The sequence below is a fragment of the Halobacillus sp. ABR2_026 genome (assembly GCF_056158545.1).
In genome coordinates, this window is the sequence record NZ_JBSWTM010000001.1 from 1,914,338 (window position 1) to 1,936,702 (window position 22,365).

Sequence of the window (22,365 nt, forward strand, 5' to 3'; positions counted from 1 at the left end):
ACAATGATGACAGAAATTAAAGCATCCATGGCAGGAAGTGTATGGAAATTAGTAGCAAACGAAGGCGATCAAATCAATGATGGAGATGACATCGTTATTTTGGAATCTATGAAAATGGAAATACCGATTCCAGCAGAATCTAGCGGCACAGTTAAAGAGATGAAAGTCAATGAAGGCGATTTTGTAAATGAGGGAGACGTTATCGCGATCATCGAATAAAGGGAGGTTCTTATGTTTCAATGGCCTGAAAAAGTCACCATAAAAGAAGTAGGTCCACGGGATGGATTGCAAAATGAAACAGCCGAGGTGCCGACCGATGACAAGGTCGCATGGATCAATCTCCTTTCCGAAGCGGGCTACTCGTATATTGAATTCAGTTCCTTCGTTCATCCAAAGTGGATTCCTCAGTTGAAAGATGCAAAAGAAGTGGCTGGCCGGATGGCACGAAAAAAAGGCATCACTTATGCAGCGCTCGTACCGAACCGCAAAGGACTCGAGGCGTCAATCGATACGAATGTGGATGAGGTGGCTGTGTTCATGTCCGCTTCCGAATCCCATAACAAAAAGAACATTAACAAATCGATAGAGGAAACCTATCCCGTCCTGAAGGAAGTCATCCAGGAGGCTAAGTTGGAAGGAAAAAGCGTCCGAGGTTATGTATCAACGGTGTTCGGCTGTCCCTATGAAGGAAATGTCGCGATCGATCAAGCGGCCCGGGTGAGTGAACGTCTCTTGGAGATGGGTATTGATGAGTTATCACTCGGAGACACAATCGGAGTAGCGGACCCGAAACAAGTCGATCACACGCTTCATGAATGGAAAAAGTGGCTCCCATTCGATAAATTGGCGATGCATTTCCACAATACAAGAGGCATGGCGCTTTCAAATGTCCTTGTTTCGATGCAGCATGGAATTACGACGTTCGATGCTGCTCTAGGAGGACTCGGCGGTTGCCCTTATGCGAAGGGAGCTTCAGGGAATTTAGCAACGGATGACCTCGTCCACATGCTTCATCAGATGGGTATTCAAACAGGGATTGATGAGAAAAAAATGATGGAGGCTGCGGTCTATATCCAGCGCGTCCTTCAGAAAACACTGCCGAGCCATCAAATGCAGGTGTTGAATAAAGAAAGGGTGTAATCCATGGAGGAGCTTGTCGTATTGGAAGAGCTTTCCCCACACGTGTATCAATTGAAATTAAACAGGTCTGAGGCTGCCAATGCGTTGTCCTCTGACTTGTTGGATCAACTTAAGGAAAAAGCGCACGAAATTAACCGTCGTCATGACATCCGGGTGGTGCTCGTCACGGGTGCTGGTAATAAAGCGTTTTGTGCAGGGGCTGACCTTAAAGAACGACGGGGGATGAGTGACGAAGATGTGATCAAGACGGTCCGTAAAATCGGAGATGCGGTACGGACAATCGAAGAGATCCATGTACCAACCATTGCTGTCTTGAACGGCGTAGCCTTCGGGGGAGGATTGGAGCTTGCTCTCGCTTGTGATTTACGGATGATGAGTACCCAGGCAAAGGTTGGTTTGACGGAGACGTCGCTTGCGATTATCCCGGGTGCAGGGGGGACCCAGCGTTTATCCAGACTTATTGGAATTGGTCAGGCGAAAGCGATGATTTACTCTGCGAAACCGGTGGAAGCTGACCGTGCTCATGCCCTTGGTCTTGTAGAATACATGTATGAACCACAGTTCCTGTTAGAAGAAGCGAAAGACCTCGCCGCCTGTATCGCCCGGAATGGTCCGATTGCTATGAAACAGGCGAAGAAAGCCATCAATCAGGGGTATGACACCGATTTAGCCTCTGGTCTTGAGATTGAGAGATCGTGTTATGAAGTGACGATTCCTACGCGTGATCGTACAGAAGGTCTTGAAGCCTTTAAGGAAAAAAGAAAACCTGAATACAAAGGAGAATGAAGGTGGAAAAAACAATGCCCACAAATGAAACGTTAGAAGAAAGAGCGAAAAAGATAGCCGCTGGAGGTGCGGAAAAATACCACTCCAAAAATGCTGAAAAAGGGAAAATGTTCGTCCGGGAACGGCTGCAACTATTATTTGATGAGGATATCGACATGGAAGATGCGTTTTTCGCCAACTGTCAGGATGGTTCTCTGCCGGCGGATGGGGTAGTCACAGGAATCGGTAAAATCAATGGTGAAAAAGTGTGCATCATGGCCAATGATTCTACAGTGAAAGCTGGCTCATGGGGCGCACGCACTGTAGAGAAAATCATCCGTATTCAGGAAACAGCCTTAAAGCTCAATATTCCTATGCTTTATCTCGTAGATTCAGCTGGTGCCAGAATCACAGATCAAGTGGAGATGTTTCCAAACCGGCGTGGGGCCGGACGTATTTTCCACAATCAAATAAAACTTTCCGGCCGTGTGCCTCAAATCTGCCTTCTTTTTGGACCATCAGCAGCAGGTGGGGCTTACATACCTGCTTTTTGCGATATTGTAGTCATGGTAGATGGTAATGCTTCCATGTACTTAGGCTCTCCACGTATGGCGGAAAAGGTCATCGGAGAGAAAGTGACGTTAGAAGAAATGGGTGGAGCAAACATGCATTGCTCTGTATCCGGGTGCGGAGATGTTCTTGCTAAGGATGAAAGTGATGCCATTGCTTATGCCAGAAAGTATTTATCCTATTTCCCACAATCCTATCGTGAACTTCCTAAGAAATCAGATACGAGGGAACCTGCGGTGTTTGATAAGACGATTGAAGAGTTGATTCCGAAAAACCAGAATGCACCTTTTGATATGTACCAATTGATTGATCGCCTTATTGATGACGATTCGTTCTGTGAAATTAAGAAAAAGTTCGCGCCTGAACTTATTACGGGTCTTTCAAGAATCGAAGGAAGACCTGTTGGGGTTATCGCTAACCAGCCTCGTGCCAAAGGAGGCGTGCTGTTCCCTGATTCAGCGGATAAAGCAGCGAAATTCATCCAGCTCTGTGATGCGTTTAACATTCCGCTTCTTTTCCTTGCTGATATTCCAGGGTTCATGATCGGCACTAAAGTAGAGAGGGCGGGAATCATCCGGCACGGGGCTAAAATGCTGTCTGCTATGAGTGAGGCTACTGTTCCGAAAATATCTGTCGTCGTTCGAAAAGCATATGGAGCCGGCCTGTACGCGATGGCTGGACCTGCTTTCGAACCGGATGCTTGTCTCGCTCTGCCTACCGCTCAAATTGCTGTCATGGGGCCTGAAGCGGCTGTGAATGCGGTCTATGCTAATAAGATTGCCGCTTTACCTGAAGAAGACCGCGCAGCTTTCATTAAAGAGAAGCATGAAGAATATAAGGAAAACATCGATATTTACCGCTTGGCTTCAGAGATGGTTATTGATGATATCGTTCAGCCGAATAAACTTCGCGGAGAGTTATCTACACGTTATGATGCATATGAAACGAAAGATGTTCTGTTTACGGAAAGAAAACATGGCGTCTATCCGGTGTAAACCAAAAAGGTTCCTGACCCTTGAGGCCAGGAACCTTTTTTTTATGAACGAGAAGGGAGATTCTTTCCTATGCTGCGGATCTGATGGACCGTTTCCGGATTCTCCAATGCACTCAAATCACCCGCAGGAGTATTTAAGAAGGCGGATTTAATGGCTCGCCTCATTACTTTTGCATTCCTTGTTTTCGGAAGGTCATCGACGATGTATATTTTTTTCGGGGCAAGGGCTTTTCCAAGTTTCTGAATGACGTGCAGCTGCAATTCTTCAAGAACTTCATCTTTATTCTGAGGATTTTTCAAGACGACAAAAGCGATGGGTTCTTCTCCCTTTACTTCGTGAGGGATACCGATCACCCCTGATTCAACGACAGATGCATGTTCAACGAGAACCGATTCCACTTCTGCAGGACCCAGCCGTTTGCCAGCGACGTTAAGAACATCATCCGACCGTCCTGTGATCGTATAATAACCATCCCTATCTTTTATGACCCAGTCTCCGTGGACCCATGTATCCTTGAAGCGGTTCCAGTAGGTCTGCTCATACCTTTCATCATCTTTATAAAAACTGTTGGTCATTCCAACCCATGGTGTTTTTATGACAAGTTCCCCGACTTCATTGATGCAGGAGCGTCCATGATCGTCAAAAACATCCGCATCCATACCAGGAAGAGCTGCATTGAACGTGACGGGTTGAATCGGTTTAACTAGAACATTCCCTAAGATCCCTCCAGAGATTTCTGTGCCGCCGGAATAGTTGAATATTGGAGTTTTGGAATGCCCAATATTTTTAAACAACCAGTTCCATGGTTCCGGGTTCCACGGTTCGCCTGTAGAACCAATCACACGTAACGAATGTAGGTTGTGGTTTTCGACCCATTGTTCCCCATGCTTCATCATGGAACGCACAAGTGTAGGCGAAATACCCAGGTGGGTCACGTTATATTTCTCAACAAGCTTCCATAAGCGATCAGGTGCCGGATAGTCCGGGGTTCCCTCAAACATAACAATGGTAGACCCGTTGATGAGACCCCCATATACGAGGAAAGGTCCCATCATCCATCCCATATCCGTATACCAGAATAGAGTGTCTCTTTTAGTAACATCCATACAGATCCCGGCATCAAAAGCGGCTTTAATCGGAAATCCTTCATGTGTATGGACTGCCCCTTTTGGTGACCCAGTCGTCCCAGAAGTATAGATGAGCATAAAAGGGGAGCCTGCTTGTTTTTTCTTCGCATGGTAAACAGTTTCATTTCCGCACAGATTCGACCAGCGTACATCACGTGCAGACTCCCAATGGACGTCTTTTCCTGTCCGTTCTACTACAAAGGTGTATTCCAGTGAAGGACAGCGTTCAGCGGCGAGATCAGCTTCTTCTTTAAGGGCTATGGTTTTCCCTCTTCTGTAAAAGCCGTCTGCTGTAATGAGGGCTTTGGATTTGCTCGCGTTGATCCTTGTAGCAACAGCGTCTGCTTTAAAACCAGAAAAGGCAGGTGAAAAAACGGCTCCTATCTTTGAAATGGCAAGCATACTGATGAGCGTCTCCGGGATCATCGGCAGATATAAGGTTACAATATCTCCTTCGCCTATGCCATAGGACTCAAGGCCGTGAGCTACAGCATCGACTTTCTTTTGTAATTCTGAAAACGTGTAAGTGACTGCCTGCCCATCATCGCCTTCCCAGAACAGTGCAACCTCATCTTTCATGGAATGATCCTCCGCCCATCGATCGAGAGCAAGATGGGAAGCATTGATCTCACTACCTTCAAACCACCGTGGATACATAGGGCCGCGTGTTTGATCAAGAACCCTCGTATAGGGTGTGTACCACTCAATTCCAAGCTCTTTTAGCGCTTCTTCCCAGAACCACTCTGGGTCTTGAACTGATTTCTGATGAAAGTCATCATAGTCCCGGAAACCGAGCTTCACCATCCATTGATATAGTCGTGTTTGCTCTATTTGCTCCTGGGTGGGGGTCCATGCGGCATTGGTGTTCATTTAAATCCTCCTTTTATCAGAATGTTCCTACATTTATTATAAAGGAAGGAAGCATGGGATTGAATGCCTGCGAAGCTACCATCTTAGGAAAAAAGTGTCGAACATTGCAAATTTCTTGAAACTTTACTACAGTGTAATTCGTTATGACATATAACCCCTTTTGTTACATAAACAGGGAAAACAGAGAAGGAGGAATCGTATTGTTTGAAGGTGCACTATTTTTGTTAATCTTAGGGATCATCGGTGCCGTTGTCGTCGTCGGAGGTATCGTTACATTCATTATCTTCCGCATGCGTTACAAGACAGCGAGCTCCAATGAAGCCTTAATCGTCACAGGACCGAAGCTCGGCGACCCAGAAAAAGAAAAGAATGTGTTTGAGGATGATAACGGGCGATCCGTCAAAATTATCCGTGGTGGAGGTTACCGTCTGCGGATGTTCCAGACAGCGACTCCGATTGATTTGACGTCGTTCCAACTCGGGGTCAATTCGGATAAAGCATATACCAAAGAAGGAATACCTGTCAGAGTCGCCAGTACAGCAGTCATCAGTATCGGTAGTGAGTTGGAAATTATGGCAAACTTCGCGGAGAAGTTTTTAGGGAAAAAGCAAAAAGAACGTGAAGCTGAACTGAAAGATGTACTGAACGGGCATTTGCGTTCAATCATTGCTTCGCTTCCGATTGAGAAAATTTATAACGACTTTAAAGAAGTCAACACGCAAGTGAAGAAAATTGCAGAGTCTGACTTGAAAGGCATGGGTTTTGAAATTACTTCCTTCGCCTTGAATGATGTGGAAGATGTAGATGTAGAAAATGGCTACATCGATGCGCTCGGGCGACCTCACATTGCTGAAGTTCAAAAGAAAGCGAATATGGCAGAATCCGATGCAACGAAAGAAACACGGATCTACCAGGCAAAAAACGACCAGGAAGCCCAGGACGAAGAAAATCGCCGTTTAACAGCCGTTGCGTCTTCCACTAAAGAAAAAGACATTAAAGAAGCAGAATTCCAAACAGAAACCAATCGAGCCAAGGCAAATGCGGATCAGGCGGGAGAACTCGAAAGACAAAAGCTTGCGCAGCAGATTAAAGAAGAAGAACTCAAAGTCCAATACATTGAAAAGCAGAGAGCAGTTGAATTGGAAGAAGAAGAAAACAAACGTCGTCGCTCCATAGCAGATGCAGAGGCTTATGAGGTCACTAAACGTGCGCAGGCAGAAGCGGATAATGAGCGCATCAAAGGTGAATCAGAAGCGGAAGTCATTCGTCAGCGTGGAATTGCAGAAGCAGAATCCAAAGAACGTATGGCAAAAGCGATGGAACATTATGGTGAAGCGGCAATCATGGAAATGTTGATCAACGTCCTGCCTGATTATGCAGAGAAAGTGTCTGCGCCAATTAGTCAAATCAAAGACATGAAAGTCATAGACATGGGTGGAGGCGACTCCCGCGGAGGTTCTGCCAAAGTAGCCAACAGTGTTACTTCAACGATGCTAGGCATCCAGGAATCCCTGAAAGAGACGACAGGGATGGACTTGAAAGCTATGCTCGAAAGTTATGTATCAAGAGGAGCTGTTCATAATTTCGACAGCGAAGAAACAGAAAAATGGAAAGAAGCGGCTGCTACCAATGAAGAGATGGAGGCACAACAAACAGCCCTTACCGAAACTCAGGAAACAAAAAAAGAAGAAGATCAATGAGGATGAAGCCTGCAGAACACCCAATTCTGCAGGCTTTTTTTAAAAAGAGGTTTGAACGATTATTGTGGAAGGGAATATACGATTCAGGTCTCTCGCGCATATTTCTACATAGAATCGACGGTTTAACAAAGAATTAATTGTTTCAAAATTAAATTAATGGTAAAGTCAAAAACGTAGAGACCTTGACCTTACTCTGTCCGATCCAGCATCGGAAGCAATTAGATAGGGGAAGAGTCATTCTATTATGGAATACGAGTATGCATGACGTAACTAGGAGGTAGATTATGAGAATTATTGTAGCAGGGGGAGACGGTTTTTGCGGTTGGCCAACAGCATTATACCTATCCAAACAAGGACATGATGTAACCATCGTAGATAATTTAGTACGCAGAAAGTATGATGATGAACTGCATTCAAATTCAGTTACACCGATCGCATCTTTGGAAGATCGCGTAGCTAAATGGAAAGAGGTTTCAGGTAAAGAAATTAAAACGTTCATCGGAGACCTTAACCATTATGATTTTCTTCGGGAAGTTTTCCGCCAAACGGAACCTGAAGCATTCGTTCACTTCGCTGAACAACGTTCAGCTCCATATTCAATGATAGATCGCGAACATGCTGTATATACACAAACGAACAATGTTATGGGGAACTTAAATGTCCTTTACGCAATCAAAGAATTCGCACCTGAATGTCATTTGATCAAACTGGGTACAATGGGCGAATACGGGACTCCGAATATTGATATTGAAGAAGGATATATTGAAATTGAACATAAAGGACGTAAAGATACACTTCCGTATCCAAAACAGCCGGGTTCTTTCTATCACCTGTCTAAAGTGCATGACAGCCACAATATCATGTTTGCATGCAAAATCTGGGGCATCCGCGCCACGGACTTGAATCAGGGGATCGTGTACGGTTTACATACCGAAGAGACACGAATGGATCCAATGTTAGTAAACCGCGTGGACTATGACGGCGTGTTTGGTACGGCCCTGAACCGTTTCATCAACCAGGCAGCCATCGGTCATGATATTACGGTTTATGGTTCTGGTGGACAAACGCGTGCCTTCCTAAACATTGAAGATACCGTCCGCTGTGTGGAAATCGCAGCTGAGAACCCAGCGGATAAAGGCGAATTCCGTGTCTTCAACCAATTCACTGAATGGTTCTCTGTTCAGGATCTTGCCGATCGCGTCCAAAAGATTGCAAAAGAAGAAGGCCTTGATACACAAGTGAAGAAAATCGAAAATCCGCGAATTGAAAATGAAGACCATTATTACAACGCGGTAAATACCAAGCTCAGGGACCTTGGACTGGAGCCTCACCTGTTGACTGATGATGTCATCCGTGACATTCTGAAGACGGCTGTAGAGAATAAGGGTCGGATCATCGAAGAAAACGTATTGCCGTCAATCACTTGGAAGTAAGGAGTTTTCCGCTTTGAAAATCGCCATCATTACAGAAACATTCCTACCATCAACGGATGGAGTCGTAACTCGATTAAAAGAATCCATCAAACACTTACGCAACCAAGAACATGAGGTCGTCGTCATTGCTCCAGACTTTGGTGTGACGGAATACGAAGGGGCGATCGTTGAAGGGGTCAAAACGACTAAAATGCCTTTTTACAGGTCCAGAGAATTCAGCTTACCACAACGGCGGGTGAAGGATCTGCTTTTAAAGCATGATCCGGACCTCGTTCATGTGGTCAATCCTGCACTTGTAGGAGTGTCTGGGGTTTATTATGCGGATAAGTTGAATTATCCGCTGATTGCATCCTATCACACCCACGTTCCTAAATATTTGGATTATTATCGTTTGTATCCTTTCAAACCTTTGGTCTGGTGGTACTTTAGGAAGCTGCACAATTATGCAGAAGTAAACCTTTGTACTTCACGAGCCATCAAGAAAGAATTGGATGAAAAAAACTTTCAAAATGTTCATGTATGGGATCGTGGTGTCGCTGTAGACCACTACCACCCTCGTCATAAGTCAAAAGAAATGAGAGAACGGTTATCTGGTGGCAAAGAAGGGAATAAATTGCTTGTCTTCGTAGGCAGGCTGGCCCCGGAAAAAGAGATTCATAAAATTAAACCTTTACTGGAAGAGCGAGATGACATCTCCTTGGCGATTGTTGGCGATGGCCCGGTAAAAGATCAGTTAGAAGAGACTTTTAAAGGGACCAACACCGTCTTCACCGGACTTTTACACGGGGATGAGCTGGCACAAGCTTTTGCATCATCCGATGCATTGATCTTCCCATCAGTTACAGAAACTCTGGGACTCGTTATACTTGAATCCATGGCCTCGGGACTACCTGTCATTGCAGCAAAAAGCGGTCCTACCATGGAACAGGTAGAGGATGGAAGAACAGGCTTGTTATTCGAAAATGAAAACACGGATAGTATGATCCAGGCGATTCAAAGACTTGAAGACCAAGGGCTTTATGAAGAGTTGTGCATGAACGCAAGGCTGGAAGCAGAAAAGTTCAGTTGGCAGAAACCTTCCGAGCAGATCCTGGAATACTATTACAAAACGTTGAAAGTATATGAAGAACAAGCAGCAACAACTTCAAAAAAATCAAAGGTTAAAGTCACAGAGTAAATCTCTGTGACTTTCTTTACGTGCAACAGAAAAAAGCGTGAGAATGAAGATGAATCACAAAACGAACACACGTTCCAACCCGCGTAAATGGAGCATTTTTAATCTTAAAAGTACTTAGTAGCAACTCCGAGAATATTCAGAAAACAATATCAATAAACAAAATAGAGATCCAAAAGTAATAAAACCAATGATCCTTACGAATTCCATAAATTCAGGGGTGTGGAAATACTTAGAAGAGATTGTTGGTTTAATAAAGCTGTAAAGATTGTGAAGGTGAAAAATTATAGTTATGGAATTAACCAATGATCAGCAGTGGCAGTGATGCTGGTAAATCTTACGGCACATATTGAAACATAAACGACAACTGACTGAAGATAATATCATCATTCAAATGACATAAATGATTATAATTTGAATGATGATATTATCTGTTGTCTCATTATCATGAGTATACTTATCAATTGAGACAAGTAAAGTTATTTATTAATGACTCCGTATAATAAATATTATGTAAACTAAGAAAAGAAATACAAATGAGCAGAATCATATCACTCCTATGCTCTTCCACCTCTTTACTTATTCATTGGTTTGCTAATGTAACGTGTTGTAAGCCATATAATAAACAGACATAACTATTCCGTGCAGACGTTTTAAAATACCTGGTGAAAGTTGTTTTCACCATAAATAAAAAATGCAGCTCCTGTGTTTACTCAGGTCGCTGCTTTTTCAAAACGTTTCAATTGTTCAGAAGTTGCAAAAACAATCAACAAATCATTCTCGTGAAACGTTTCGTTACCTTCTGGGTTACTTATTATTCTGTTCTCCCGTTTAATTGCAACGATATTCACACCATATATTCGCCTTATATCTGATTCTTCTAATGATTGATCTAATAAAAAGGATTTTTTAGGTATCTGAATTTCTTCAATATTGTAATCATTTAATGGATCATGGAGAATCGTTTCAACATATTCAACGCTAACGGGTTTTGTAATGGCAGTTGCCATACGTTTTCCTCCTATATTGGAGGTGTTAATCACTTTATCGGCCCCTGCTCGATAAAGCTTTTCTTCAGAAAAATCTCTTTCTGCTCTAACGACTGTATAAAGAGCAGGATTCATCCCTTTTACCGTCAATGTTATAAAAACATTATCTGCATCATCAGGGAGAGTGACTACTATCCCCTTTGCTCTGTTAACTCCCGCCTGAAGCAATACGCGATCCTCGGTGGCATTTCCTTTAACGTATAAAGTATTTTCAGGCAACTGGGCTATCACAGACTCATCACTTTCAATAACGACCAATGGCTGTTTCTCATTCCGTAATTGCTGAAAAACCTGCTGACCAACCCGGCCGTAACCACACAATATAATGTGCTGGTGAAGATCGTGTATCTTTAATGACATTCTTTTTTTCCTCACTTCGCTTGAGAGTTTACCGCCTATAATGGCACTTGCCAATTGAGCTAACATATAAGTCGTCAGACCAATAGCACTAGGAATTAAGACTAAGGTAAGGAGCTTTCCACTAGTTGACTCAGGGGAAATATCTCCATAACCAATCGTTAAAACGGATACAATGGTCAGCCATAAAGAATCAAAAAATGACAAATCTTCAAATACCATGTACCCGAAAATCCCTAGAAATATTATAATATGTAAGAGAATAATCGACACAACAATTTTTCGGTATTCCATGTTCCCACCTCTTCATATTCCCTGATAATTGCCCACCCTCCCTTATCATATCAATATTTGTACATGGAATTCTACTAGACATATAACCTGAAGCAGTGACTTACTCGTAAGGGTCTACTCAGAATAAATCACTTCCCTACCTCTCTCAATTTTTTAAAAAACGAACATACGTTCTTGGCGGTTGATTTTAGCACTTCCTCTTTGTTTTTTCGTATAAATTTAGCTAGGATAAAGGTATATGAAGGCAAAGGAAGATGTTTGTGAAAAAGTGGTTGCTTATTGTAATTACAATATTTTTTGCATTAATTATTAAGTCCAAAAAAGTTTCTGCACCAGTAATTCAAGAACATGACCATCTATATCCAGGTACAAATCTGTGTATTGCACCAGGGGATTTGCTTTTTTCTCCAATAGGAAAAAAAGAATCGCGTTATATAGGTCATGTTGGAATTGTAACGAAAAATAATAATGTCATTCATTCCATTCCTTCAGGAGTCATACAAGATCAAATGGAAGCTTATTTCAACAAATTCAGCAATATCCGCATCTATTCAGCCCTTGATTCGAAATGTGGAGAGGCTGCTGCTGATTATGCGGTAAAGATTCAAAAAGAGCACCCTGAGGCCACCTATAAAATATGGACACCTATAGGGACGAACAACGAGGAGCAATATTGTACAAAAATCGTGTGGCAATCTTACTATTTAGGTGCAGGTATCAATTTAGGGAAGATTTCTCCTCATGCAAAATCAGTCCATCCTGAACGATTAAAAAATCGCAGATATCTTTCTAAGAAATAAAACACGCTCATCCTTATCTATTGGACGAGCGTGTTAAATATTGATGGAAATCGGATTCTGAAATAATTTCAATTGGATATCCTTGGCTTAACAATGTTTCTGCTCTTTCAAGTTTACTCGTTTTTTTGCCATTTTTATATCCTTCGAACGTTTGTTCGCCAACCACTACAAAATTTGTATTGGATTCAATTGAGGTGTGGAGTTGCGCCCCTAAATCAACGACTTTTTGACTAGCTTCTTCCCTTTTCATCACTTTTAACTTTCCAGTAAATACAATAGCTGCGTTATAAAAAGGATGGTTAGGATCAAATTCTTTGGTTGCTGCTACATAGGAAGACGGATGTGCTTTTTGTGCCCGTTTCTTCTTATTGATTCTGGCTGGTTCATAACCCCTCTCAAACATCATCCCATTCGTTGTCCCTGTTTTGTCTATAAGGTCCTTAGCATCAGTCGCTCCAAGCTCTTCTTTCGCTGACATAAGGATATGAGCAGAAGCTTTCGCATCTTCCAATGCATGGTGGTGACTGAATGTAAAACCAAGGTGACTGGAGACAACATTTAACTTGTATTTCGGCAGTTCCCACGTTTTCTTGGATATATTAACCGTGCAGTTATAGGCAAGCATGGGGTAGTTGAGGTTGTATTGATCTAAAACTGCACGCAACACCCCCATATCGAACTGAGCATTATGTGCAACGACAAACTTCCCTTCCAGCCACGACCTGATCTCGCGCTCCCATAGCACATCAAACTCCTCAGCATCCTGAACGTCGCTTTTAGTTATTCCGTGTACACGGATATTGATGGGAGCAAAATAGTTTTTCTGTGGTTTCACTAACCGGTAATATTCTCTTTTTATCCGGCCCTGTTCATATTCCACCATACCAATGGAACATACAGAACCTCTTGAAGCATTTGCTGTCTCAAAATCAAGAGCTACAAAATTCATGTCGATCTCCTTTATCTATAGTCTTATCTTAATAATAAATGGGCAACCATAGCCTCGTCTATTGTAAAGGCTTACCATTCAAAATTAGTCAAATGACGGTATATTCCTCGTGTGAAAAACAAAAGATAAAATCCAAGGAGGCGTTTGAAGATGGCTTTTGATTATGCAGAGCTGCCGAAAGAAAAGCTGCAAAGGGTAAAAGAGCTTGAAAATCAACTGAATGTTGTTTTAATCGCCTACGATTCCCAGTATAAAGAGTAAATAAAAGACGCCGATTTCGGCGTCTTTTTAAATCTTATCGTATAAATATCACATGTCATTAATTTTTATAGATCGTTAATTTTTCTTCGATAGGTGTCCGTTTTTTTTGTTTTGGCTGCTGATCAAAGAATCCCATATGGATAAAACCTACAATTTTTTCCCCAGGTTGTACGCCTAAAAGTTCACGTACTTTCGGTTCGTGGATTTGTGGGTTTGTTTTCCAGCAAACACCTAGTTCACGTTCCCAGGCTAGTAGTTGGAAGTTTTGAAGCATGCTGCTAATCGCTCCGAAATTCTCTTCCCACTGTTTCTGTCGTGGATCTTCATCCATGATAGCTATAAGAAAAGCTGCCGGTTGACTGAAATAGTTCCTACGATTTTCCTGCATATCTTTTGGGAAAGTCTGTACAAGCTTTTCTACGAACTCTTCTTTTTCTTGAGATGGAATGAAAATGAATCTCCAAGGTTCACGTAACCCATGGGTCGGTGCCCAGCTAGCATCATCCAGCAGATCACTTATCAGTTCAGTGGGAACTTCTTTATCCAAATAGCCACTTTTTACGGAGCGACGTTCTCTAATAAGATTTGCCAATTCTGTTTTTGTTTGTTCCATACCTCTCACCTACGCATCTATTTATATTATATGGTAATGATAATCGTTCTCAACCATATTGTCAAGGTTTACTCCTTTATAATTTTACGGGCCTTCGGAAATAACAAAAAAGCTGCCATGAATGACAGCTTTTCTAACGTTACTTAAGATGTTCGGCAATTTCTTCAGCAAAACGCTCTGCAGATAAAGGTCCAGCAAACGTACCCATATCGCCTGGCAATTTGTAAGTGCGGTCTTCTTCAACAAAATTCAGGTTCGTCCAAGCCGGATTTCCTTCAAGATTATCAAAGATCGGATCATCATCCTGAACTAAATAAAAGAAATGTGAATCCTGATAATTTTGAAGGGATTCAACATCAGAATCAATAAAACCGTAAATTTCAGGCTGTTCCGTTTCGACTGCGTTATTTATGCCCATTTGATCCAAAACGCCACCAATGACCGAAGTGTCAGTAAACAGCCTTAACATCGGAGTGTTTTGGGAAGTGAAAGCCTGTGTCACGACAGCGTTTACTTGGCCCTCCGTCTCAATTTCTTCGCCAAGAGAAGAAATTTTCTTATCCATATCCTTTACATATTGATCAGCTTCTTCCTCTTTTTTAAAGATTTTCCCCATCGTTTTAAATTCATCTTTTAAGTGCTGATATTGATCACTTGCCCCTTCTTCAGAATAAGGAGAAAACAAAACAGTTGGAGCAATATCATTTAGTTGACCTTCAAAAGACTCATGACGATACTTCGCACCAATGATCAAATCAGGATCTAGACGTGAGATAGCCTCAAAGTTAGGCTCAGATCGCGTACCGACATCTACAACTTCCTCTGTCAGTGGTTCGCCCACATTCACCCATTTCTGATAACCTTCCTTATCCGCCACTCCGACAGGCTGGATACCTAATGGAAGCAAGTGCTCGACATAAGACCATTCCAATACAACGACCTTCTCAGGTACTCCTTCAAGTTCCACTTCTCCCGTAGCAGTCTCAATTACACGAGTTTCCTCTTCACCTGATGATTCAGAAGATGTTTGATTGTTAGAATTTTCACTTGCCCCTTCCCCACTGCATGCGGTTAACAGTAATAAAAGTGTGACAAATATGCCGAAGTGCCCTTTTTTCATATGTAACTTCCTTCCTTTTATTTATTGATAAAGATTCTCATTATCAATAAATAGTGTAAGGGAAGAAATCATTCCCGTCAATTCATATTTGATTTTAATAAAAGGCTCTGTTAAAGTTCAGTGTTAATATTTGCATCAACGGATGGAAGGGACAATGAATGATAGGATGGTATAAGGGGATTTATTTCCAAGTGTCGAAACCTTTAGATGATCTCCTTTCACGATCCAACCATTGAATCTTGTTGGATTATGATTTCGAAACGGAGCTTTTCGCTAAATGGCAGGATTGTTTAAGGATTGATTTCGAGACTTTTGTGTTGGGCATAGGGGCTGCGGGGGATAGGTCGCTTTCCGCGGGAGCGCGGTGAGCCTCCTCGGACTCCGTCCTGCGGGGTCTCACCAATCACTCTTTTCCTCGTAGATATCCGGTTTCTGTGCCTACCGGCTAGTGAGACTTCCCTCGCTTCTGTACGATAAGTCAACATCGAATCTCTTCGTTCTTCGTGTTTCCTTTATCTCCTCCAGCTCAGTCCAGTCCATACGCCGCTGAACGAGGCGCCTGCACACTTAAGATAGGAGTCTCGCTATTCCCCTTCGCCCCTTTTGCCATATAAGTGTCTCGAAACCACTTTCAGAAGTAGGCGCTCACTATACGAATGGAGAGCTGTACTATTGGTAGTTTTGTGGGTGGTGCTCCTTCTTGGTGTAGGGGTTCGTTTCTCACATGATTGAATGGGGTAGGTTGGGAAGCCACTCCCCCACAAGAAAGCGAGTGGCTTCCCAACCACCCCTGACGTTCAACCAGGCAATGCCCCCCGAAACATCTCGAAGCTGAGTCTTCAAGAAAAGGGAGCTTTAGTTGAATAAGCCAACTATAAAAATGGAAGTTCCTTTTTTGCAGTAATATCAATACTAAACTTTAACAGAGCCTAATAAAAAAAGAAGGGTACATTACCCTTCTTCTTCATCAAAAAGATCTAAATATTCTTCATATCCGCGTCTCTCCATGTCTTGCTTTGGTATAAATTCCATGGCTGCACTATTCATGCAGTATCGTAATCCAGTTGGATCTGGCCCATCGTTAAATACATGACCAAGATGGTTATCCCCGAAGCTGCTCCTTACTTCTGTTCTCATACCAAAGATGCCCGGATCCTCTTTCGTAACCATGTATTTTTCATTCAGTGGTTTTGTGAAGCTGGGCCACCCTGTACCCGATTCGTATTTGTCTGTGGAACTGAACAGAGGCTCTCCGGATAGTAGGTCTACATATATTCCTTCCTTTTTATTATCCCAATAAGTATTGTTAAAAGCTTCTTCTGTGCCGTCCTTCTGAGTGATTTCATATTGGAGATCGGTCAGTCTATCCTTGATTTGTTGATCCGTTAGGTCTATCGATTCCCCGTTGTATATTCTTATTTTTTTCCCATCCTCTGTCTGACTATTAGTGGAAGCTCCCGATTGATGATTGAAAAGGAAAAAGGCTCCGACACTTAACAGGACAAGAAGACTGAAGATTATCGTTATCATTTTTTTCATTCTTTCTCCTCCCTGATAAACAAGTCTTTTCATCCATCTTATCATTTACGAAGGTTTTTAAATATTATGATGCTTGCAATCACTAGTTGGGGTTATGAAATATATATTTTTCGACCATCCTAGAAGCAGGATAGAAAAGGAGGATGAACGTAATGAAAGTAAAATCGATGATCATGGCCGTGTTGTTCGTGTTTTTGACAGGCTGCTCAGCAAGCCAGCAAGATATGAAATCCATGGATGATGAATTTCAGCCTCTCTCAACGAATCCACCTGCAAATTCCGTGGAGGAGCTGGATGCAGGAAAGAAGGAAAAGGTGGTTCATGCTAAGAAAGCACTTCCTTTTCAAACGTTTGAGTTGGAAGTGGACTATGTAGACACTTTATCTTATGAAGTTTTTTATGAAACGAGTGAAAGTCGCACACTTGCTGTTATAGAGGAAATCGGTAAAGAACGAATCGTTGGAGAAAAAGCACTTGACCAATTAACCCCCTTGTTCATGGAACTCAGCTTTGACGAAAATTCTTCTGAACAGGAAGTAATCGATGATATTATTGGCGTTTTCGGTCTGGATGAAACGTATAAGGAATTTAAATTGAAGGTCATTTTTAAAAACGGATCAGAAGTTGAATACAAAGATTGATCGTAAAAAACCAAACGCCTGTGAATATCACTTAAACGTTTGGTTTTTTTATTACCTTTCGGAGTTACTACTAAGTTTTAAGTACGATCATGATTGATGACTGTTTGCCCATCTTTTTGTGTGACTTTTCTTTCTTTCATTAGTTGTCCAATGGCACGCTTGAACGCAGCTTTACTGATCTTAAATGTTGAACGAATCTCTTCCGGATCACTTTTATCATTCAAAGGCATGATTCCATCATTTTCCTGAAGATATTCGAAAATGACTTCTGCATCTTCTTTCATCCCTTCCTGTTTAAGCGGACGAAGAGAAAGATTGATGGTCCCATCTTCTTTGACATCGATGACGCGAGCCGTTACCGTTTGCCCGAGCCTTGGTTCATCTTTTCTTTCACTTGGATGTATGAAACCTCTGTAACCTTCTCCCGTCAAAACAGTTGTGCCTGCTTTCGTAGCCCTATAGACACGTGCTGTTACTTCTTGACCTAACAATTCATTTGGTGCTGCTTCGAGATCATCCAGTACTTCCTGTTCTGATATAGGCTCGGCCAAAAGGCGCCCCTTTTTGTCCAGTTCAAGACTGACAAATAAATGATCCTGTTCCTTTGGCCAAACCGACTTGACAAGAGGGAGATGATCAGAAGAAACGAGAATATCCTTATTGGATAAACCAATATCCACGAAAACACCCATGTTTGGAACAACTTCTACAACTTCGGCCCATCCATAAGTATCTTTCGTAACTTCAGGAATATCCATTGTCGCTGAGGCTCTGCCCTTCTTATCTTCATAAATAAAGACATCCCGGCTTTCTTCCAATTCGATTTCCTCAGTGACGTCTTCATCGGGAAGGACGTATTCTTCGTTAGAGATTTGAAGTACGAAACCTTCCGTAATTTTCTTTTTAATCTTGCCCCTCTGGACAGTTCCTAATATATTGACATCTTTCATGTAAATTCATCCTTTTTCGTAACGTAATGGTACTTATTATAGCTTACATCGTTTCATTTTAAAACGATGATTTTAATAAATAAAAAAAGCGCGGCGTATGCCGCGCTTTGGAGTCCTTAATACCACCAGGAAGCTCCTACGATTATTAGGAGAATAAACAAAACTACGATCAGCGCAAAGCCTCCACCATATCCTTTACTCATTCCAATTCCCCCCTTTCCTTCTTTATATGAAAGGAACCGGCAAATGGTATGGGTGAATAGCGGAAATCCCTTGTGATTAGGCTTTTCCCCGTAGGAGTCAGTTCAAAGGAGATGTTTGAACCGGATATATTTGACCATATACATAGCAATAATAAAACGTTGGGAAACAACACCTTCAACATTCAACTAACTGAAAATTCGGGCAATCCTCTGATATGATTTTTTCTTCTCTTCAAAATCAAAAATATTAGTAATGATCAAAAACTCGTCGGTTCCATAATCATTCGCAAGCTTTACTAAACGATCTTTCACCTGTTCCGGTGAACCAACGACACAACGGAGCCGGTTTTTATTAATTTTCCTGATTTCTTCTTCTGTATAGGAATAATTTCTGGCTTCTTCGATGGATGGAACCCTGGTATCCAATCCTTTTTCCACGTTCAGAAGCCACAGGTCCTGACTTAAAGCATGTTCTTCTGCTGCTGCTTCTGTTTCCCCGCAGACGACAAAAAGACAGACGTTTATTTCTGGTGCTTCACTGGTGCTCCTTTTGAAACGATCCTTGTAGGTGGATATAGCCGCCTGTCCATGTTCAGGATTAATGAAATGTCCGAAAGTAAACCCTGTTCCGTTCACCGCCGCATGTTTCGCTCCTCTTTCTGTCAACCCTAAAACCCATAGTTTTGGTTGTTGAGGGGTATCAGGCTTTGCTTTAACCCCATAGAATCGATCGCCTTTAGGAACAGTGTCATGAAGAAACTGCTTCAGTTCTTTTACTTGTCGTGAAAACGAACTGAGAGGCTTTTCGAACCCATCGGTCAGCGCCAGCCGGGTTTTTGAACCACCTCCCGGTGAACGCCCCAGTCCTACATCAATTCTTCCTGGATTAAAAGACTCCAGCATTCTAAAGTTTTCAGCTACTTTCAATGGACTATATTGTGGAAGCAGAACGCCGCCGGAACCAACTCGAATGCATTTCGTGCGTTGAGCAATCATCGAAATAAGAATTTCCGGCGATGTACCTGCCAGTCCGTTTGTGTTGTGATGCTCTGCCACCCAATATCTATAAAAACCGAGGTTTTCTGTAAATTGAGCGAGCTCAATCGTTTGATATAAGGCTTCTTGAGCTGACTGTCCTTTGGAAATAGGACTTTGATCCAGCACACTTAATTTCAATTTAAGCTCACCTCTTGTTATTTGTACACTTCATCCATAATCTGCTTCAATATCTGCATCTGTTCTTCAAATAATATTTTGTAACGTTTCTTCAAAACATCAAATTCTTCTTTTCCTTCATCCGTAAGGGAGTACCAATAAACCTTCTGTCTTTTTTTATCATAGGACTTATAATCTTCTTTGCGATATAATAAACCCTGTTCTGTCATTTCATGCAGGGTGTCCAGCAGCGTAGAAGGTGCTGGAATCCAATTCTTCGTCAATTTTTTAAACTCTGTTTTAAAATGTTCACTGATCATCGGCTGGTGGAGTTGCAGCTGGTGCATGATATAAAACTTGGTAAACTGAGCAGCACTCATATTCAGTGCGAATCTTTTCGGATTATTTTTATGAGACAAAATCATCCACCCCTTGTCATAAAATGGTCTTTCTATCATTCTACAACAAAAGATGGATGAATTGTCCAATTATACGCACATTCGTTCGGTTATTGTTTGTTTATACAAATCATTCGGAGTTGCTACTAAGTATGAATCGGAATTTATTAAATGGTGATCGCTATCTTTCCAAAGTTTTTTGAGTCCTTTATATAAAGAAAAGCTTCCTTATATTGTTCCAACGAAAAAATTTTATCCAACTGAGGTTTGATTCTATGCTCTTCAATAAAAGACAGCATCTCTCGGAACTCTTCGGTACTGCCCATGGTAGAACCGAGGAGATTATACTGACCATAAAAGAATTGACGGATGTTTAAGGTCACTTCATCTTCCGTCGTTGAGCCAAAGGTTACAATCGTTCCTCCTTTGCGGACAATAGTGAGCGATTTATTAATCGTTGCCTTTCCGATGCTTTCAATGACTAGATCCACGACCTCATCTGCCAGCATTTCATTCCAATTATCATGCGTAGACACAGCGCAATCAGCACCAAGCTCCAATGCTTCCTCTTGCTTTTGCTGTGATCTTGAAGTTACGATCACTCTCGCACCTGCTGCTTTAGCGAATTTCAGACAGAAAGTTAGCACCCCGCTCCCTATCCCTGGTAAAAGGACCGTTTGTCCTGCTTTCAAATTCCCTCTCGTAAACAACGCACGATAAGCTGTAAGAGCAGCAAGAGAAAGCACCCCAGCTTCCTCGAAAGAAAGATGCTCTGGCTTCAACTCCACATGATCTTCTGTACACACGTAATATTCACCGAATGTTCCATGATCGGGAAGACCGACAATTTCAAAACCCTCCGGCGGGGCATCGCTATTCTTTGCCCACCCGAGTCCTGGATTTACGATTACTTCATCGCCAGGTTTGAATCTGCTGACTTTTTTGCCTACGGCTACTATCGTTCCGGATGCGTCTGAACCAGGGATTAAAGCAGGATCTTCAGCTTTGTGTCGTTTTGTAACAACGGCGAGGTCTCTTCTGTTCATTCCTGCTGTATGTACACTCACCTTCACTTCATAATCGCTGATTTGACGTTCTTCCATCTCTTTTACTTTTAAGCCATCCAGTCCTTCTTTGCCCTCATGTACGATTGCTTTCATAATGAATGGTTCCCCTTTCTTCTACAGATGTCTTTAGTCTATCAATAAGTGGAGGCAACTTAAAACAAAGCGCACAAAAAAACTCCTTCCTAGTGGATAAGGAAGGAGTTTTACAACGATTAGTCAGCCAACACTTGAACTTTGACGGACTTTCTACCAAATGCCAGCGCATCTTCACGGGAAGGCATGAACACATCAATACGATTGCCGTTAATATTGCCGCCTGTATCGCCGGCAATAGCCGTACCATAACCTTCTACATAAACTTTCGATCCGAGCGGGATGACGTTTGGATCAACAGCAATGACCTTTTGATCCGGATTTGAGCGAAGATCAATACCTGTAGCCGTCACTCCACTGCATCCTGTGCAATAAGCTGTATAAGCTGTGGCTTCAGCTGTGAATTCTTTTACTACGTTGTTGCTCGTGCTCTGACTCGTATTCGTTTGCGTGGCTGTTGAATTACTGCTTGAGCTGCTATTTGAACTGCTTGGAGTTGTCGTCTGCACAGCTTGTCCATCAACTTTGAATTGGTCGCCAGGATAGATGAGGGTGGAAGACAGGTTGTTCCAAGCCATCAGCTGATCGACTGAAATATTGAATTTTTGAGAAATGGCAAACAACGTGTCTCCAGACTTCACAGTATACGTGGATGTGTTAGAAGACGTATTTGCTGAAGGTGTGCTGGATTCATTTACATGAGCTACTTTTAATGTTTGATTCGGATAAATGATATTGGAAGATAAATTGTTCCAAGATTTCAGGTTCTGAACGCTTACGTCATATTTTTGAGAGATTCCCCATAGAGTATCCCCTTGATTGATTTTGTATTCTGATTCATGAGCACTAGCCGTTGTGGCAAAAGCCCCTGTTAGTGCTACGGTTGCTACAACAGAAAATACAGTTTTTTTCATGAAATTCTGCCTCCTCTTGATTGATCGATCCCTATGTATTTAGGTGATCCATTCACATTTACAAGATTAACAGAATTCCAGAATAAATGAAGAACAAACAAGCAACAGTTTGTTTGCAAACATAACATCCATATTTCACAACTATTACAAAAGAAGGATAGGGTACGTCAAAGTGACATAATTCTCAA

General features: G+C 42.1%; 21 protein-coding genes. 9 read left to right on the top strand and 12 right to left on the bottom strand.

Features of this window, described 5'->3' with window-relative positions:
• Positions 1 to 6: 6 nt before the first annotated feature.
• From ACXADE_RS09880 to ACXADE_RS09895, 4 genes are read left to right on the top strand one after another with little or no spacing between them, the layout of a single operon-like run.
• Positions 7 to 219, top strand: coding sequence for an acetyl-CoA carboxylase biotin carboxyl carrier protein subunit (locus tag ACXADE_RS09880; protein ID WP_474980308.1), 213 nt, complete (start codon positions 7 to 9; stop codon positions 217 to 219).
• Between the two features lie 12 nt (positions 220 to 231).
• Positions 232 to 1,140, top strand: a complete 909-nt coding sequence (locus ACXADE_RS09885) for a hydroxymethylglutaryl-CoA lyase (RefSeq protein ID WP_474980309.1) — start codon at positions 232 to 234, stop codon at positions 1,138 to 1,140.
• 3 nt (positions 1,141 to 1,143) lie between these two features.
• Positions 1,144 to 1,926: an enoyl-CoA hydratase-related protein gene (locus ACXADE_RS09890; RefSeq protein ID WP_474980310.1), complete on the top strand. Its 783-nt coding sequence runs from the start codon at positions 1,144 to 1,146 to the stop codon at positions 1,924 to 1,926.
• A 14-nt stretch (positions 1,927 to 1,940) separates the two neighbouring features.
• Entirely contained in the window at positions 1,941 to 3,470 is a 1,530-nt protein-coding gene (locus tag ACXADE_RS09895) for an acyl-CoA carboxylase subunit beta (RefSeq protein WP_474980311.1), read from the top strand.
• 41 nt (positions 3,471 to 3,511) lie between these two features.
• On the opposite strand, the gene ACXADE_RS09900 is transcribed toward ACXADE_RS09895, so the two are convergent.
• Complete coding sequence (locus ACXADE_RS09900; protein ID WP_474980312.1) at positions 3,512 to 5,467, bottom strand: AMP-binding protein; 1,956 nt, start codon at positions 5,465 to 5,467, stop codon at positions 3,512 to 3,514.
• 200 nt (positions 5,468 to 5,667) lie between these two features.
• On the opposite strand from ACXADE_RS09900, the gene ACXADE_RS09905 reads away from it, so the two are divergent.
• The 3 genes from ACXADE_RS09905 to ACXADE_RS09915 all read left to right on the top strand — a co-directional run bounded on the left by ACXADE_RS09905 (position 5,668) and on the right by ACXADE_RS09915 (position 9,777).
• Positions 5,668 to 7,167, top strand: a complete 1,500-nt coding sequence (locus ACXADE_RS09905; protein WP_474980313.1) for a flotillin family protein — start codon at positions 5,668 to 5,670, stop codon at positions 7,165 to 7,167.
• A gap of 284 nt (positions 7,168 to 7,451) precedes the next feature.
• The gene (locus ACXADE_RS09910) at positions 7,452 to 8,600 is read left to right on the top strand and encodes an NAD-dependent epimerase/dehydratase family protein (protein WP_474980314.1); all 1,149 of its coding nucleotides are present in this window, start codon (positions 7,452 to 7,454) and stop codon (positions 8,598 to 8,600) included.
• Positions 8,601 to 8,613: 13 nt separating this feature from the next.
• Entirely contained in the window at positions 8,614 to 9,777 is a 1,164-nt protein-coding gene (locus tag ACXADE_RS09915; RefSeq protein ID WP_474980315.1) for a glycosyltransferase family 4 protein, read from the top strand.
• 710 nt (positions 9,778 to 10,487) lie between these two features.
• Here the strand turns inward: ACXADE_RS09915 and ACXADE_RS09920 are convergent.
• Positions 10,488 to 11,474, bottom strand: a complete 987-nt coding sequence (locus ACXADE_RS09920) for a potassium channel family protein (protein WP_474980316.1) — start codon at positions 11,472 to 11,474, stop codon at positions 10,488 to 10,490.
• Positions 11,475 to 11,734: 260 nt separating this feature from the next.
• On the opposite strand from ACXADE_RS09920, the gene ACXADE_RS09925 reads away from it, so the two are divergent.
• Entirely contained in the window at positions 11,735 to 12,274 is a 540-nt protein-coding gene (locus ACXADE_RS09925; RefSeq protein WP_474980317.1) for a YiiX/YebB-like N1pC/P60 family cysteine hydrolase, read from the top strand.
• Between the two features lie 13 nt (positions 12,275 to 12,287).
• Here the strand turns inward: ACXADE_RS09925 and ACXADE_RS09930 are convergent, their stop codons facing one another.
• The 4 genes from ACXADE_RS09930 to msrB all read right to left on the bottom strand — a co-directional run bounded on the left by ACXADE_RS09930 (position 12,288) and on the right by msrB (position 16,756).
• The gene (locus ACXADE_RS09930; protein ID WP_474980318.1) at positions 12,288 to 13,223 is read right to left on the bottom strand and encodes an exonuclease domain-containing protein; all 936 of its coding nucleotides are present in this window, start codon (positions 13,221 to 13,223) and stop codon (positions 12,288 to 12,290) included.
• Between the two features lie 319 nt (positions 13,224 to 13,542).
• Positions 13,543 to 14,097 carry a nitroreductase family protein gene (locus ACXADE_RS09935; RefSeq protein WP_474980319.1) on the bottom strand — a complete coding sequence of 185 codons (555 nt, stop codon included), beginning with the start codon at positions 14,095 to 14,097 and terminating at the stop codon, positions 13,543 to 13,545.
• A gap of 139 nt (positions 14,098 to 14,236) precedes the next feature.
• Complete coding sequence (locus ACXADE_RS09940) at positions 14,237 to 15,217, bottom strand: ABC transporter substrate-binding protein (protein WP_474980320.1); 981 nt, start codon at positions 15,215 to 15,217, stop codon at positions 14,237 to 14,239.
• A 951-nt stretch (positions 15,218 to 16,168) separates the two neighbouring features.
• Entirely contained in the window at positions 16,169 to 16,756 is a 588-nt protein-coding gene (gene msrB, locus ACXADE_RS09945; protein ID WP_474980321.1) for a peptide-methionine (R)-S-oxide reductase MsrB, read from the bottom strand.
• Between the two features lie 152 nt (positions 16,757 to 16,908).
• Here msrB and ACXADE_RS09950 point away from each other — a divergent pair, with 152 nt between their 5' ends.
• Positions 16,909 to 17,397 carry a YusW family protein gene (locus ACXADE_RS09950; RefSeq protein ID WP_474980322.1) on the top strand — a complete coding sequence of 163 codons (489 nt, stop codon included), beginning with the start codon at positions 16,909 to 16,911 and terminating at the stop codon, positions 17,395 to 17,397.
• A gap of 77 nt (positions 17,398 to 17,474) precedes the next feature.
• Here the strand turns inward: ACXADE_RS09950 and ACXADE_RS09955 are convergent, their stop codons facing one another.
• The 6 genes from ACXADE_RS09955 to ACXADE_RS09980 all read right to left on the bottom strand — a co-directional run bounded on the left by ACXADE_RS09955 (position 17,475) and on the right by ACXADE_RS09980 (position 22,177).
• The gene (locus ACXADE_RS09955; RefSeq protein ID WP_474980323.1) at positions 17,475 to 18,347 is read right to left on the bottom strand and encodes a CvfB family protein; all 873 of its coding nucleotides are present in this window, start codon (positions 18,345 to 18,347) and stop codon (positions 17,475 to 17,477) included.
• Positions 18,348 to 18,463: 116 nt separating this feature from the next.
• A complete protein-coding gene (locus ACXADE_RS09960; RefSeq protein WP_008640034.1) occupies positions 18,464 to 18,550 on the bottom strand; it encodes a YjcZ family sporulation protein in 87 nt (28 codons plus the stop codon).
• A 186-nt stretch (positions 18,551 to 18,736) separates the two neighbouring features.
• Positions 18,737 to 19,726 (bottom strand): LLM class flavin-dependent oxidoreductase, encoded by a 990-nt coding sequence (locus ACXADE_RS09965; RefSeq protein WP_474980324.1) that lies wholly within the window; start codon positions 19,724 to 19,726, stop codon positions 18,737 to 18,739.
• A gap of 17 nt (positions 19,727 to 19,743) precedes the next feature.
• Positions 19,744 to 20,130, bottom strand: coding sequence for a hypothetical protein (locus tag ACXADE_RS09970; protein WP_474980325.1), 387 nt, complete (start codon positions 20,128 to 20,130; stop codon positions 19,744 to 19,746).
• Positions 20,131 to 20,270: 140 nt separating this feature from the next.
• Positions 20,271 to 21,263 (bottom strand): zinc-dependent alcohol dehydrogenase family protein, encoded by a 993-nt coding sequence (locus tag ACXADE_RS09975; RefSeq protein WP_474980326.1) that lies wholly within the window; start codon positions 21,261 to 21,263, stop codon positions 20,271 to 20,273.
• 119 nt (positions 21,264 to 21,382) lie between these two features.
• The gene (locus tag ACXADE_RS09980; protein ID WP_474980327.1) at positions 21,383 to 22,177 is read right to left on the bottom strand and encodes a 3D domain-containing protein; all 795 of its coding nucleotides are present in this window, start codon (positions 22,175 to 22,177) and stop codon (positions 21,383 to 21,385) included.
• Positions 22,178 to 22,365 lie beyond the last annotated feature (188 nt).

Bases quoted from the DNA above. Each gene is read 5' to 3' on its own strand.
- ACXADE_RS09880 (WP_474980308.1), top strand. From the start codon at position 7: ATGACAGAAATTAAAGCATCCATGGCAGGAAGTGTATGGAAATTAGTA.
- ACXADE_RS09970 (WP_474980325.1), bottom strand. From the start codon at position 20,130: ATGATTTTGTCTCATAAAAATAATCCGAAAAGATTCGCACTGAATATG.
- ACXADE_RS09950 (WP_474980322.1), top strand. From the start codon at position 16,909: ATGAAAGTAAAATCGATGATCATGGCCGTGTTGTTCGTGTTTTTGACA.
- ACXADE_RS09895 (WP_474980311.1), top strand. From the start codon at position 1,941: ATGCCCACAAATGAAACGTTAGAAGAAAGAGCGAAAAAGATAGCCGCT.
- ACXADE_RS09930 (WP_474980318.1), bottom strand. From the start codon at position 13,223: ATGAATTTTGTAGCTCTTGATTTTGAGACAGCAAATGCTTCAAGAGGT.
- ACXADE_RS09955 (WP_474980323.1), bottom strand. From the start codon at position 18,347: ATGAAAGATGTCAATATATTAGGAACTGTCCAGAGGGGCAAGATTAAA.
- ACXADE_RS09980 (WP_474980327.1), bottom strand. From the start codon at position 22,177: ATGAAAAAAACTGTATTTTCTGTTGTAGCAACCGTAGCACTAACAGGG.
- ACXADE_RS09960 (WP_008640034.1), bottom strand. From the start codon at position 18,550: ATGAGTAAAGGATATGGTGGAGGCTTTGCGCTGATCGTAGTTTTGTTT.
- ACXADE_RS09975 (WP_474980326.1), bottom strand. From the start codon at position 21,263: ATGAAAGCAATCGTACATGAGGGCAAAGAAGGACTGGATGGCTTAAAA.
- ACXADE_RS09890 (WP_474980310.1), top strand. From the start codon at position 1,144: ATGGAGGAGCTTGTCGTATTGGAAGAGCTTTCCCCACACGTGTATCAA.
- ACXADE_RS09935 (WP_474980319.1), bottom strand. From the start codon at position 14,097: ATGGAACAAACAAAAACAGAATTGGCAAATCTTATTAGAGAACGTCGC.
- ACXADE_RS09940 (WP_474980320.1), bottom strand. From the start codon at position 15,217: ATGAAAAAAGGGCACTTCGGCATATTTGTCACACTTTTATTACTGTTA.
- msrB (WP_474980321.1), bottom strand. From the start codon at position 16,756: ATGAAAAAAATGATAACGATAATCTTCAGTCTTCTTGTCCTGTTAAGT.
- ACXADE_RS09920 (WP_474980316.1), bottom strand. From the start codon at position 11,474: ATGGAATACCGAAAAATTGTTGTGTCGATTATTCTCTTACATATTATA.
- ACXADE_RS09885 (WP_474980309.1), top strand. From the start codon at position 232: ATGTTTCAATGGCCTGAAAAAGTCACCATAAAAGAAGTAGGTCCACGG.
- ACXADE_RS09900 (WP_474980312.1), bottom strand. From the start codon at position 5,467: ATGAACACCAATGCCGCATGGACCCCCACCCAGGAGCAAATAGAGCAA.
- ACXADE_RS09910 (WP_474980314.1), top strand. From the start codon at position 7,452: ATGAGAATTATTGTAGCAGGGGGAGACGGTTTTTGCGGTTGGCCAACA.